The organism is Streptomyces sp. NPDC046985, assembly GCF_040644415.1.
Classification (GTDB): domain Bacteria; phylum Actinomycetota; class Actinomycetes; order Streptomycetales; family Streptomycetaceae; genus Streptomyces.
Map to the genome: position 1 here is coordinate 290,130 of NZ_JBEYWK010000001.1, position 12,274 is coordinate 302,403.

The 12,274-nt window shown below is 75.6% G+C and carries 12 protein-coding genes; 3 read left to right on the forward strand and 9 right to left on the reverse strand.

The genetic code is table 11. The features are described 5' to 3' along the window. The first annotated feature begins 25 nt into the window (after positions 1-25). Entirely contained in the window at positions 26-520 is a 495-nt protein-coding gene (locus ABZ861_RS01285) for an ATP-binding protein (protein ID WP_361621659.1), read from the forward strand. Between the two features lie 203 nt (positions 521-723). Here the strand turns inward: ABZ861_RS01285 and ABZ861_RS01290 are convergent, their stop codons facing one another. Together ABZ861_RS01290 and fdxA are read right to left on the reverse strand one after the other, a co-directional pair. After that, positions 724-1,815, reverse strand: coding sequence for a bifunctional succinyldiaminopimelate transaminase/glutamate-prephenate aminotransferase (locus ABZ861_RS01290; RefSeq protein WP_361621662.1), 1,092 nt, complete (start codon positions 1,813-1,815; stop codon positions 724-726). 111 nt (positions 1,816-1,926) lie between these two features. Continuing rightward, positions 1,927-2,247, reverse strand: coding sequence for a ferredoxin (fdxA, locus tag ABZ861_RS01295; protein ID WP_361621665.1), 321 nt, complete (start codon positions 2,245-2,247; stop codon positions 1,927-1,929). 140 nt (positions 2,248-2,387) lie between these two features. On the opposite strand from fdxA, the gene ABZ861_RS01300 reads away from it, so the two are divergent. Continuing rightward, positions 2,388-3,419 carry a GNAT family N-acetyltransferase gene (locus tag ABZ861_RS01300; RefSeq protein WP_361621668.1) on the forward strand — a complete coding sequence of 344 codons (1,032 nt, stop codon included), beginning with the start codon at positions 2,388-2,390 and terminating at the stop codon, positions 3,417-3,419. Between the two features lie 67 nt (positions 3,420-3,486). Further along, complete coding sequence (locus ABZ861_RS01305) at positions 3,487-4,338, forward strand: transglutaminase-like domain-containing protein (protein WP_361621670.1); 852 nt, start codon at positions 3,487-3,489, stop codon at positions 4,336-4,338. A gap of 316 nt (positions 4,339-4,654) precedes the next feature. Here ABZ861_RS01305 and ABZ861_RS01310 read toward each other — a convergent pair whose 3' ends face one another. From ABZ861_RS01310 to mshB, 7 genes are all read right to left on the reverse strand, one after another. After that, positions 4,655-5,269: a response regulator transcription factor gene (locus tag ABZ861_RS01310; RefSeq protein ID WP_361621673.1), complete on the reverse strand. Its 615-nt coding sequence runs from the start codon at positions 5,267-5,269 to the stop codon at positions 4,655-4,657. Then, on the reverse strand, positions 5,266-6,474 hold the full coding sequence (locus tag ABZ861_RS01315; protein ID WP_361622432.1) for a histidine kinase: 1,209 nt from the start codon (positions 6,472-6,474) through the stop codon (positions 5,266-5,268). Before ABZ861_RS01315 ends, ABZ861_RS01310 begins: the two co-directional genes overlap by 4 nt. Positions 6,475-6,479: 5 nt before the next feature. After that, positions 6,480-7,220: an ABC transporter permease gene (locus ABZ861_RS01320; RefSeq protein WP_361621676.1), complete on the reverse strand. Its 741-nt coding sequence runs from the start codon at positions 7,218-7,220 to the stop codon at positions 6,480-6,482. Next, complete coding sequence (locus ABZ861_RS01325; RefSeq protein ID WP_361621679.1) at positions 7,217-8,152, reverse strand: ABC transporter ATP-binding protein; 936 nt, start codon at positions 8,150-8,152, stop codon at positions 7,217-7,219. Before ABZ861_RS01325 ends, ABZ861_RS01320 begins: the two co-directional genes overlap by 4 nt. A gap of 179 nt (positions 8,153-8,331) precedes the next feature. Further along, positions 8,332-10,752, reverse strand: coding sequence for a hypothetical protein (locus ABZ861_RS01330; protein WP_361621682.1), 2,421 nt, complete (start codon positions 10,750-10,752; stop codon positions 8,332-8,334). A 159-nt stretch (positions 10,753-10,911) separates the two neighbouring features. Beyond that, complete coding sequence (locus tag ABZ861_RS01335; protein WP_361621685.1) at positions 10,912-11,340, reverse strand: DUF6113 family protein; 429 nt, start codon at positions 11,338-11,340, stop codon at positions 10,912-10,914. Further along, positions 11,337-12,224 (reverse strand): N-acetyl-1-D-myo-inositol-2-amino-2-deoxy-alpha-D-glucopyranoside deacetylase, encoded by an 888-nt coding sequence (gene mshB, locus ABZ861_RS01340; protein ID WP_361621688.1) that lies wholly within the window; start codon positions 12,222-12,224, stop codon positions 11,337-11,339. The genes ABZ861_RS01335 and mshB overlap by 4 nt, the downstream gene beginning before the upstream one ends. Between the last annotated feature and the right edge of the window lie 50 nt (positions 12,225-12,274).

A 12,274-nucleotide genomic window follows, 5' to 3' on the forward strand; every position in this document is an offset into this window, starting at 1 on the left:
CGCCCTCTCCCGTCGAAGGAGCACCATGTCCCTCCCCCTGACCCGCCGGATCGCCCGTGCCGCGCTGCTCGTCGCCGCCGGGGCGGCCGCCGGGGTCGGTGCGGCCGGCGCCGCCAGCGCCGCCCCCGAGCTGCCTGCCGCCCCGAACCTGGGCGGCGTGACCGCTCCTGACGGGGCGGGCGTCGGCGCCGCTGTGGACGGCGCGGCGCAGCACGTCACCGGGGTCGCGGGCGACACCGGCGGCAAGACCGTGCAGCAGGCTGCGCCGGTCACGGGCACGACCGGCGGCAAGACCGTCGAGCAGGCCGTGCCGGCCGTGGGGACGACCGGCGGCAAGGCAGTGCAGCAGGCGACGCCGGTGGCCCAGAAGGCCGCGGGCGACGCGACGGGGTCCGCCGCGGGCCTCGTCGGCGGCGCCGCCAAGACGGCGCCGAAGGGCGATCTGCCTGCGCAGAGCCTGCCCACGCAGAGCCTGCCGACCCAGAGCCTGCCGTCCCAGAGCCTCCCGCTGGGCGGCTGACGGCTCCGCACGCGCAGGGCGGGGCCCCCAAGGGCCCACCCTGGCCGTCCCCCGCCCAGAGCGCGGACTGGGACCGCTCCGCACGCGCGGGGCCCCCGGACGCGGCCGCCGCGGTCGACGCCTAGCTGACCGTTCCGCACGCGCGGGCGGGGTCCGGGGCCGGGCGCCGGACCCCGCCCGGTGTCAGGGGACGCGCGCGGGCGTCACAGCCGCCGTACGGCCGCCGCCACCCGCTCGTCCGTGACCGTCAGCGCGACCCGGACGTGCCGCTCCCCGGCCGGGCCGTAGAAGTCGCCCGGGGCCACCAGGATGCCGCGCTCGGCGAGGTGGGCCACGGTGTCCCAGCAGGGCTCGTCGCGGGTCGCCCACAGGTAGAGGCTGGCCTCGCTGTGCTCGATGCGGAAGCCGTGCCCGAGCAGGGCCTCGCGCAGCAGGGCGCGCCGGGCGGCGTAGCGCTCGCGCTGCACGTGCACGTGGGCGTCGTCGCCCAGAGCCGCCGCGACGGCCGCCTGGGTGGGCGCCGAGGTCATCATGCCGCCGTGCTTGCGGATCTCCAGGAGCGGGCCGAGCACCGCCGGATCGCCGGCCAGGAAGGCGGCACGGTAACCGGCGAGGTTGGAGCGCTTGGACAGCGAGTGGACGGCGACGAGGCCGTCGAAGGAGCCGCCGTTCACGTCGGGGTGCAGGACGGAGACCGGGTCGGCGTCCCAGCCCAGCTCCACGTAGCACTCGTCGGAGAAGACCAGGACGCCGTGCGCGCGGGCCCAGGCGACGATCCGCCTCAGCTCCTCCTTGGGCAGCACCTCGCCGGTCGGGTTGGAGGGCGAGTTGAGCCACAGCAGCTTCAGACCCGCCGGGTCCAGGTCGGTGGGGTCGTCGTAGACCTCGTGGTCCGCGCGGGCCAGCCGGGCGCCGACCTCGTAGGTCGGGTAGGCCAGGCGCGGGAAGGCGACCCTGTCGCCGGGGCCGAGACCGAGCTGGGTGGGGAGCCAGGCGACCAGTTCCTTGGAGCCGACGATCGGCAGGACGTGGCGGTGGGTGACGCCCCGGGCGCCGAGGCGGCGCTCCGTCCAGCCGGTGATCGCGTCGCGCAGCGCCGGGGTTCCCCAGACCGTCGGATAGCCCGGCGAGTCCGCCGCGTCGACGAGGGCCTTCTGGATCAGGTCGGGGACCGGGTCGACCGGGGTGCCGACCGACAGGTCGACGACGCCGTCCGGATGGGCCGCTGCCTTCTTCTTGTAAGGCTCCAGCTTGTCCCAGGGGAAGACGGGGAGCCGGTCGGAGACTGCGGACACGGTTGCTGGCTCACTTTCGTCGGTGCGGAAAACGCCTCGGTCCCGTGCGGCGGCGATCGGGGCGATCAGGCCGTACGGGACCGAGGCGGCGCGGCGCGGGCCGCGTGCGTGCTACTCGCCCTGCGGCGGCAGCGCGGCGACGACGGGGTGGTCGCGCTCGATCTGCCCCAGCTTGCTGGCGCCGCCGGGGGAGCCCAGCTCGTCGAAGAACTCGACGTTCGCCTTGTAGTAGTCCTTCCACTCCTCCGGCGTGTCGTCCTCGTAGAAGATGGCCTCGACCGGGCAGACCGGTTCACAGGCGCCGCAGTCGACGCATTCGTCCGGGTGGATGTACAAGGACCGCTTGCCCTCGTAGATGCAGTCGACCGGGCACTCTTCGATGCACGCCTTGTCCTTCACGTCGACACAAGGCTGCGCGATGACGTAGGTCACGCTGTCGTTCCTCCTCGATAGGGCGCCGGCGGGCCTCCTCAGGCTCCGCCGCCTGGCGCGCGGGAGCGCGGCGTCGTCGATGCCCGCCCCTAGTATCTCCGTTCCGGGACATGATCCGAACAGCAGGGGTGAACTGACCAGTGGAAATCTCGTCGGCAGGACGCTACGAAGTCCGTATCACCGCTGCTGACGTGGGAAAACGGGTCTCTGTACGGCGCTTGGGGGACGCTCGCGGAATGGGTGAGAAGTTCACCGACACGGTCGGTGTTCTCACATCATGGGACGACGGAGTGCTGCTGATCACGCGCCGGGGCGGCGAGTCCGTCCGGATAGCCGAGTCCTCGCTGGTCGCGGGGAAGGTGGTGCCCGCCGTCCGGGCGCGTCGCCGTGGACCCGCGGCGACGCGCGAGGAGCTGACGCGGGTGGCCGCGCGGGCGTGGCCGCCGGTCGAGAGCGAGCGGCTGGGCGGCTGGGAGCTGCGCGCCGCCTCCGGGTTCACCCGGCGGGCCAACTCCGTGCTGCCGCTCGGCGATCCGGGCCTTCCGCTCGACGAGGCGCTGTCCGCCGTACGACGCTGGTATGGCGAACGCGGGCTGCCCGCGTATGTCCAGGCCGCCGCCGACACCGAAGCCGAGGCCGAGGGCGGAGAGGAACCGCTCTGGGCGGAGCTGGAGCGGCGCGGCTGGGTATGCGAGGTGACCGCCGAGCTGTGGATCGGGGCGCTCGCGCCGGTCGCGGACCGGGCCGAGGGCGCCGGGGTCGTGCTGTCCCGCACGGCCGACGAGGCGTGGCGTGCGCGCTACCAGCGCAAGGGGGTGAGCGAGGTGGCCCTGAAGGTCCTGGGCGGCGGGCCCTCCGTGTGGTTCGCGGCGGCGCCCGGCGCGGCGGCCGGTGAGCCGCCCGCCGCGATCGGGCGGTGCGTCGTGGACGGGCGGTGGGCCACCTTCGCCGCCGTGGAAGTCGATCCGGCGCGGCGGCGGCAGGGGCTGGCGACGGCGGTCATGGCCGCCCTCGCCCAGCAGGCCCTGACCGAGGGCGCCTCGGCCGCCTGCCTTCAGGCAGAGGCGGACAACGCCGGGGCGCGCGCCCTCTACGCCGGTCTGGGCTTCGCCGCCCACCATGCCTACGGCCACTACCGCGATCCGGCCTCCCCCGCCCCCAGACCGTCGTAGCGCCCGCTGCCGCCCCCTGTCCGCTCCCCTGAGCCGCCGAATCACCGTGAAAGGCACCCGTCTCACCATGCGTCCCCCCACTCCCCCAGCGCCCGAACGGGCCGCCGCGCTGCGTCGGCGGTTCGCCGAGGAGGCACGGTCCGAGCGGCCCGACCTGTCCACGCTGTGCCTGCTGGTCGGCGCGGCGGCCGACGGGGCGCTGGACGAGGCCGGCCTGGACGCCGCGCAGATGGAGCTGGACCGGCTGGCCGGGCAGGCGCCGTTCCGGCCGGGCGGCCCCCTGGCGTGGGCGCGGGCCCTGTGCGAACTGCTCGGCGAGCGGCACGGCTTCCACGGCACGGCCGGGGACTACCAACGGCTGGAGTCCTCCCTGCTGCACGAGGTGTTGCGGCGGCGGCGCGGGCTGCCCATCCTGCTGTCGGTGGTGTGGATGGAGGTCGCGCGGCGGGCCGGGGCCCCGGTGTACGGGGTGGCGCTCCCCGGGCACTTCGTCGTCGGGTTCGGCGAGGCCGAAGAGCGGGTGCTCGCCGATCCGTTCGGCGGCGGCAGGGTGCTGACCGGGGCGGACGCGGAGCTGCTGGTCGTCGGGGCGACAGGAGCGCCGCCGCACCCCTCGACGCTCCGCCCGGCCGATCCGCTGGAGGTGGTGCTGCGGGTGCTGAACAACGTCCGGGCGTGGGCGGCGGCGCGGCCGGAGCACTCGGACGTGGCGCTGTGGGCCGTCGAGCTGTCCCTGCTGCTGCCCTCGCACCCGGCGCGGCTGCGCTACGAGTGGGCGCAGTTGCTGGTGCAGCGCGGCGACTTCGCCGCCGGGGCGCGGGAGCTGGAGGCGTACGCCGAGGCGGTGGCCGCGGTGGACGGCCCCGCGGCGCGGCAGGTGCGGGGACAGGCGCTGGCGGCGCGGGCGATGCTGAACTGACCGGCTGACCGGCTGACCGGCTGACCGGCTGACCGGCTGAGCGGCTGAGCGCCTGCCGTGTGCCCCGACCGCCCGATCTGTCCGACTGCCGGACCGCCTGCCCGCCCGGCCTGCCCGGCCTGTCCGACAGCCGACCGCGACCGCCTGACCTACCCGACGGCCCGACCACCCGCCCGACCGACTGCCGGACCTGCCCGACCGCCTCAGCGCCTGCCTCAGCCCGCCGCCTCCCCCGTCTTCGCGGAGCGGCGTGCGGGCCCCGCGGCGTGCGGGCCCCGCGGCGCGCGGAGACCCGCGGCGCGCGGGGACCCGCCCCCTACAGCCAGCCCTTCTCCCGGGCGATGCGCACCGCCTCGGTCCGGTTGCGCACCGCCAGTTTCTGGATCGCGGTGGACAAGTAGTTGCGGACCGTGCCCTGAGAGAGGTGTAACGCCCTCGCCAGCTCGGCGTTGGTGGCGCCGTCGGCCGCGGCGCGCAGGATCTCGCGCTCGCGGTCGGTGAGCGGGTTGGCGCCCTCGGCCAGGGCGGCGGCGGCGAGCGTGGGGTCGATCACCCGCTCGCCCGCCAGCACCTTGCGCACCGCCTCGGCGAGTTGGGCGGCGGGCGCGTCCTTGACCAGGAACGCGTCGGCGCCCGCCTCCATCGCGCTGCGCAGATAGCCGGGGCGGCCGAAGGTGGTGAGGACGACCAGCTTGACCGCGGGCAGCTCCCGGTGGAGCCGGGCGGCGGCCTCGATGCCGGTGCAGCCGGGCATCTCGATGTCGAGCAGGGCCACGTCCACGCCGTGGGCGCGGGCGGCCGCCACGACCTCGTCGCCGCGTGCGACCTGGGCGACGACCTCGACGTCGTCCTCCAGGCCGAGGAGGGCGGCCAGGGCCTCGCGGACCATCGACTGGTCCTCGGCGAGGAGGACCCTGATCGGACTGCTCATGCGGGGGATCCTATGCGCGGCGGGGCGCCCGTCGGCGCGCGGGCGACGAGCCGGAAGCCGCGCCCCTGCCTGCCCGCCTCCAGGGTGCCGCCGGCCGTGTGCAGGCGTTCGGTGAGGCCGGTGAGGCCGTTGCCCGGCGCCCCGACGGCACCGCCGACACCGCCTGCCCCGCCGGCGCCGTCGTCTTGCACGCTCAGTTCGAGCATCGGGCCGTCCAGGGTCTGGCGGCGCGCGACCTCCACCGCGCAGCGCCGGGCGCCGCTGTGCCGGACGACGTTGGTGACGGCCTCGCGCAGCGCCCAGGCCAGGGCGGACTCGCTCTCCTCCGGGACGCCGGAGAGGTCGGGTCCCTCGGGCAGCTCGGCCCGCACCCCGGCCGCCGCCAACGCGACCTGGGCCCCGGCCAGTTCCTCGGCGAGCCGAGGGCGCCGGTAGCCGGTGACGGCCTCGCGCACGTCCACCAGGGCCTGGCGGCTGACCCGTTCGATGTCGGCGACCTGCTGGGCGGCCTTGCCGGGCTGGTCGGGGAGCATCCGGCCGGCCAGCTCGCTCTTGAGCGTGATCAGGGAGAGCGAGTGGCCGAGCAGGTCGTGCAGGTCCCGGGCCAGGCGCAGCCGCTCCTCGTTGGCGGCGAGCTGCGCGACGGTGGCGCGGGCCCGGCGCAGCTCGACCGTGGTGCGCACGAGCTGCCGTACGCCGGTCATGGCGAAGCCGACGAGCAGCACCAGCAGGAGCAGGCTCCAGTCCTCGCCGGCGCCGACGAGGTACCCGACGCCCAGCATGGTCGCGGTGGTCAGCGGGATCGCCCAGTAGGCGGTCTTCAGCGCGACCGTCGACCCGCAGGCCACCGAGACATACACGAACAGGCCGGTCCACGCCTGGCCGAGGGTGAGGCACAGGAGGACGGCGAGGGCCCAGAGCGCGACGGCCAGGCCGGTGACGACCGGCTCGGGGAACGGGCGGCCCATGTTCCGGAAGACCAGAGCGAGATAGGTCGCGGTGAAGACCGCCAGGCCCGCCCAGCCGCCGACGGCGCCCGCCGCCGAGTGGGACCCGGAGACCAGGTCCCGCGCCGGCGAGCTGAGGAAGACCAGCCAGGGGAGGATCCAGACCATCTTGCGCACGGCCTCGCCCCGGTCGCGGGGCGGCCGGCCGATGGCCACCGTGTGCTCCGACTCGTCGCAGGAGCGGGGGGCGCGGGTCATCACGCTCACGCCTTCAGCGTGTCCTTGCGGTACAGCCAGGCCGCGCCGCCCGCGAACAGGGCGAAGAAGACCACCAGGACGGCGATGTCCTTCGTGTGCGGGGTCTGGCTCTGCTCGATGGCCTGGCCCAGCGCGGCGTAGGCGTGCGTGGGCAGCCACTTGGCGATGTTCTGGAGCCACTGCGGGAAGGTGGTCGTCGGCATCCACAGGCCGCCGAGCAGCGACAGGCCGAAGTACACGATCATCGTGATCGGACGGACGGCGTCCCCGGAGGCGAGGTAGCCGATGGCGACGCCGAGGGCGGCGAAGACCAGGCTGCCGGCCCAGATGGCGCCGGTGAGGGCGAGCCACTGCCAGGCGTCGAGCCGGACCTGCTTGACGACGGCGGCGACCACGAAGACGACGACGATGGACGGCAGGCTGACCACGGCGGCGCTGGCGGTCTTGGCGAAGACGTAGCCGCGGCCGGGCAGGCTGGTCAGCCGGAGCTGGCGCACCCACCCGCTCTCGCGCTCCTTGGCGATGCGCTCGCTGTTGCCCATGAGCACGGCGGTCAGGGCCCCGAAGGAGGCCATGGAGACCATCATGTACGTCGGCAGGGTCAGGCCGGTGCCGTCGACCTTCTCCGTGCTGTCGGCGTGTCCGGCGATGATCAGGAACAGGATCGACGGGTAGAGCACGGAGAAGAACAGGAACTTGCGGTTGCGCAGGGCGCGGGCGAGTTCGAGCTTGATCAGGCTGTTCACGACTGCTTGGCCTCCTCGGCCTCGGTGATGGCGACGAACGCCTGCTCGAGCCCGAGCCCGGCGACTTCGAGGTTGCGGGGGAAGACGCCGAGCCCGTACAGCGCGTGCACGGTCGCGTCGGCGTCGGCGGACTGGATGCGGACGGTCTGGCCGCTCACGTCGAGGGAGCTGAGGAAGGGCAGGTCGCGCAGGGCGGCCTCGTCGATCGGGCCCTCCAGGTCGAAGGAGACCCGTCGCGCCCCGGCCTTGGCCTTGATCTCGGCGGCGGTGCCGTCGGCCAGCAGCCGGCCCCGGTGCAGCACCAGCACCCGGTCGGCGACGGCGTCGGCCTCCTCCAGGTAGTGGGTGGCGAACAGGACGGTACGGCCCTGGTCGGCCTGCTCGCGCAGGGTGGACCAGAAGGCCTGCCGGGCGGAGACGTCCATGCCGGTGGTCGGCTCGTCCAGGACGATCAGGTCGCTGTCGCCGACGGTGGCCAGCGCGAAGCGGACCCGCTGCGCCTGGCCTCCGGAAAGCTTGTTGACCTTGCGGTCGGCGATCTGCGAGACGCCGGCGCGGGCCAGCACGTCGGCGGGCCGGTACCGCTTGGGGTGCAGCGCGCAGGCGAGCTTGACCAGCTCCGCGACGGTGACCTCGTCCATCAGGCCGCCGCTCTGGAGCATGGCGCCGACGCGACCGGCGACGATCGCCTCGCGGGGGCCGGCGCCGAACAGGGCGACCGAGCCGCTGTCGGGCTGCTTCAGCCCGAGGAGCAGGTCGAGCGCGGTGGACTTGCCGGCGCCGTTGGGCCCGAGCAGCGCCACGGTCTGTCCGGGGTACAGGGCGAGGGTCAGCCCGTCCACGGCCCGTACGTCGCCGTAGCTCTTGGTCACCTGGTCGAACGCCACCGCCGGGGCGGCGTTCGCGGTGGAGGTCTCCACTGTCGTCGTCATGCCCTCCATGGTGGCCGCCAGACCGGCGACAGGGCAGTGTCGGGGGTCCTGACTGCCGGATGACAGATGTCATACGCGCCGGGTGACCAGGGGGCGGCACGCGGGGTGAAGGGGGCGGCACGCCGGAGGCGGTGAGGGGGCGCCGGGCGCCCTCGCCGCCTCCGGGGCATGCGTTGGCGCTAGTTGGGGTTGGTGTCGATGACGCCCACCCGGTCGGTCGTGCTGACCAGGGCCGGGCGCAGGGCGCCGATCACGTCCTCCACGGTGACCGGCGTCTTCTGGCCGGTGCCCCGGGCGATGAGCACCCCGTCGAAGGCGCCGCCGTAGAGCTGCTTGAGCGCGTTCTTGTCGTAGTACTCCACGAGCTTGCCGTCCACCGCCTTGACGTGCAGGAACTTCCACAGCGACTTGCGCGGGCTGAAGGCGACGGTGTGCGCGGCGTCCGTGCGGACCGTCACCAGGCCCGACATCGCGGGCTGGGCGAACTGCTTCATCATCCGGTCGACCTCGGCGTTCGACACCGTGGGCCGACGGGTCGTGGTGGGCATCCGCACCGCCGCGGCCGTGCCGGTCTCCACCTGGGCGCGGTACGCCTGCTCCACCGCCTGGGTCGAGCGGGCGGCGTCGATGCCCTGGCCCGTCCTGCCGTACACGGCGACGGCCTTGCCCGGCTCGAACCTGATCGTGCCGTCGGCCGACGACGCGGCGCCGCCCGCCGCGTTCTGGAGCGCCGCCTGGAGCTTCTCCTCGTCGACCGGCATCTGCGGCTCGACCACCCGGTGGCTGCCGAACAGGGAGCCGATCACGGAGACGGGGTTGTAGTCGCTCTGCGCGGCCGCGCTGGCGGTCGCCTCGGCGTCGAGCTGGAGCCCGGCCTGGTCCGGCTTCAGCGCGACGGTCTTGCCGTCCACCGACAGCTTCAGCGGCTCGTCCACCCGCTTGCCGAAGGCGTCGTCGAGCTTCTTGACCGCGTCGTCGCGGGTGCCGCCGCCGACGTCGACGCCCAGCACGGTGGTGCCCTTGGGCACGTCGGCGTGGTTCATCAGCAGTCCGGCGCCGTAGGCGAGCCCGGCGACGACGACCGCGGCGACGACGAGCAGCGCGAGCTTGCTGCGGCCCTTCTTCTTGGCCGCCTTGGCCGAGCCGCCGCTCTTCGCGGCCGGCGCGGCCGGGCTGGGCGCCGGTGACGCGGCGGCGCCCTTGGCGCCCTCGGCGCCCGGCCGGAACGGCGAGGCGCCGGGGGACACCACGGGCATGCCGCTGGTGACGGTGTCTCCGGACACGTTGTCCGGGCGGCCGGGGTAGCCGGGGGCGCCCGGCTCGGGGGCGTGCTTCTGCGGGGTGAGGATCGCGGTGTCGTCGCTCAGACCGACCCCGGCGCCGTGCGGGCCGGACGCGTGGGAGCCGGGCACGTGCGGGCCGGGCGCGTGGGGGCCGGCCGCCGATCCGACGCCGGGGAACGGCAGGAGGGGTCCGTCGCCGGTCACCGGGCCGCCGGTCGGGCCCGACGGGCCCTGGGGGCCGCCCGGGAGGCCGGGCGCGCCGGGGACGCCCGGGACGCCGGATCCGCCCGGACCGCCGGGCGCGCCGGGGCCGCTCGGGGCGCCCGGACCGCCGGGGCGGACCTGACCGCCGTAGGGGCTCTGCCCGTTGGGCACGCCGGGGCCGCTCGCGCCGGGGCCGCCGTTCCGGCCGCTCGGGGCGTTCTGACCGTTGGGGACGCGGTGACCGCCGTGACTGCCCTGGCCGCCTTGGCCGCCCTGGCCGCCGTCGGCGAAGAACGGCAGGTCGTCGCGGCGCGGCTCGCCGCCGTCGCCGGGGCGCGGACCGCCGGGCCGGGGACCGGCGTTCAGCGCCTCGGTCACGTCGAAGGAGCCGGTGCCGCCGCCGTGGCCCGGGGCGACGGGGCCGCCGGTGGCGCCGGGGAGCCCGCCGCCGGGGCGGCCGGAACCGCCGGGCGCGTTCATGGCGCCGACCACGCCGCCGGGGCGCCCGGCGGCACCCGGGCGCGGACCGCCGGGCGGCGGCGCGGACGGACCGGGCGCGGACGGTCCGGCGCCGTTCGTCTGCGCTCCCGAACCGCCGGGCGTTCCGGCGCCGTTGGACGGGCCGCCGCCCTGCGGGGCGCTGCCCGCCTGGGGCTTGCGGGGCGCGAACCAGTCGCTGGTCGGCTTCTCGTCGGCCGCGGCGGCGGGTGCGGCGGCGGACGGGGCGTCAGGGGGCGTCCCGGCGCCTCCGCGCGCGCCGTCGCCGGTCTCGCCGTTCGGGCCGACCCTGCCGAAACTCCCGGTGTCAGCGGCCCCGTCGGCGCCGCCGAACGCCTCGCCCCCGTCGCGCGGGGCGTCGTTTCCGGACTCGGCGTCCGCGACGGTCTTGCGCATGACCACGGGCGGAATCGGCCGCGATCCGGGGATGTTGATCCGGATCCGGGTCGTCAGCGTGGTCTCGGTCTTGCGGTCCTCCGGCCGGGCGGCCGGACGGTCCCCGCCCGCGCCGTCGCCGGACGTCGCCGGCACACCGTACGGCGGGGTCCCCGAGGGGTAGGCGGCTCCGCCGCGCCCGTTGGGCCCGGAGGACGGAGTGTCAGTTTCACGACTCAAGGCAGGTTCTCCCGGTTGGCTCCGCCGTCCGTGACGACCTCACTGCGCGGGCGGCTCGGCGGCGCGCACCACCATACTGGCCACTTCCGGCCGGTTTCCCGGGACCGCCGGGGAAACCCACACCGGACTCCCACGAGGACACCGGGAAGAAGCGGTACGTCATTCGCCAAGCCGGACGTCCCGGGCGCCCTGCTCCCGGCCGCGCACCAGGGTGGCGCAGATCACAGCGAGGGCCATGCCGCCCAGCAGGAACAGGTAGGAGCCGCCGCCCGCGGCGAACATGAAGTCGCCTTCCGGGCGGCTGGCGGTGAGCAGCACGACGGCGACCATCCAGCCGGCCGCCCCCGCCGCCGCCCCGCCGCGGCTGCGGGCGGCCCGCGCCCCGCCGACGAACAGCCCGGCGGCCCCGGCGAGGGCCAGCAGCAGCCCGCCGGGGAACCAGGCGGCCTGAAGCAGCGAGCCCGCGGCGCCGGCCACCGCGCCCAGCACGAACAGCCCCAGGTAGGCGGCGGCCCGCCGGGCGGTCGGCGGCGCGAAGGGCCGGGCGAGCGGGGAGCCTTGTCCCGGCTCCCGTGCGGCCGGGGTCATGACGCCTCCTCGTCGAGCCCGGCGAACAGGTCGCCGGCGCCGCTCGGCACGCCGTCGCCGTGCACGAGTTCGTAGTACTCGGCGGCGAACAGGGGCTGCGCCAGTTCGTTGGAGAGCGCGAAGTACGGTCCGGCGACCTCGATCTGGGTGGCGTGGGCGCGCATCGCGGCGGCCTTGGCGGCGGCGTGGGCGGGGTCGCCCTCCACGCGCACGGCGATCCGCGCGTCGTCGACGACGCCGGGCACGTCGTCCACGGTCGCCGACTTGGCGAACGGCAGGCCGGGCAGGTCGTCCCGGAGCCGGGCGAAGGCGGCTTCGGCCACCGTGCGGGGCGCCCGGTTCCAGTACACCCGGGCGATCCGCCAGGGCGCCCCGAGGTCCGGCCGGACGGCGGAGTCGGCGGCCAGCTCGGCGGCGCGCGAGGCGACGCGGTGGGCCTGGACGTGGTCGGGGTGGCCGTAGCCGCCGCCGTCGTCGTAGGTGACGAGGACCTGCGGGCGCACCTCGCGGATCACGGCGGCGAGGCGTTCGGCGGCCTCGTCGAGGTCGGCCTGCCAGAAGCAGGCCGGGTCGTCGTTGTCGGGCAGGCCCGTCATGCCGGAGTCCTGGTACCGCCCGGCGCCCCCGAGCAGCCGGTGGTCCGCGACGCCCAGTTCGGCCATCGCCGCGGCCAGCTCCTCCCGCCGACGGGCCCCGAGCGCGACGCCCTCCAGGTGCCGCAGTTCCGGCGGGATGACCTCGCCCCGCTCCCCCAGGGTGCAGGTCACCAGGGTCACCTGAGCGCCCTCGGCCGCGTACCGGGCCATGGTCACACCGTTGTTGATCGACTCGTCGTCGGGATGCGCGTGCACCAGCAGCAGCCGCCGAGCGGGCAGTTCCGTCATGCCCCCACCCTACGAGGCGCCGCCCGCCCGGTCGCCGCAGCGGTTCGGCC

Bases quoted from the DNA above. Each gene is read 5' to 3' on its own strand.
- ABZ861_RS01310 (WP_361621673.1), bottom strand. From the start codon at position 5,269: ATGAGCAGTCCGATCAGGGTCCTCCTCGCCGAGGACCAGTCGATGGTC.
- ABZ861_RS01305 (WP_361621670.1), top strand. From the start codon at position 3,487: ATGCGTCCCCCCACTCCCCCAGCGCCCGAACGGGCCGCCGCGCTGCGT.
- ABZ861_RS01285 (WP_361621659.1), top strand. From the start codon at position 26: ATGTCCCTCCCCCTGACCCGCCGGATCGCCCGTGCCGCGCTGCTCGTC.
- mshB (WP_361621688.1), bottom strand. From the start codon at position 12,224: ATGACGGAACTGCCCGCTCGGCGGCTGCTGCTGGTGCACGCGCATCCC.
- ABZ861_RS01315 (WP_361622432.1), bottom strand. From the start codon at position 6,474: ATGACCCGCGCCCCCCGCTCCTGCGACGAGTCGGAGCACACGGTGGCC.
- ABZ861_RS01325 (WP_361621679.1), bottom strand. From the start codon at position 8,152: ATGACGACGACAGTGGAGACCTCCACCGCGAACGCCGCCCCGGCGGTG.
- ABZ861_RS01335 (WP_361621685.1), bottom strand. From the start codon at position 11,340: ATGACCCCGGCCGCACGGGAGCCGGGACAAGGCTCCCCGCTCGCCCGG.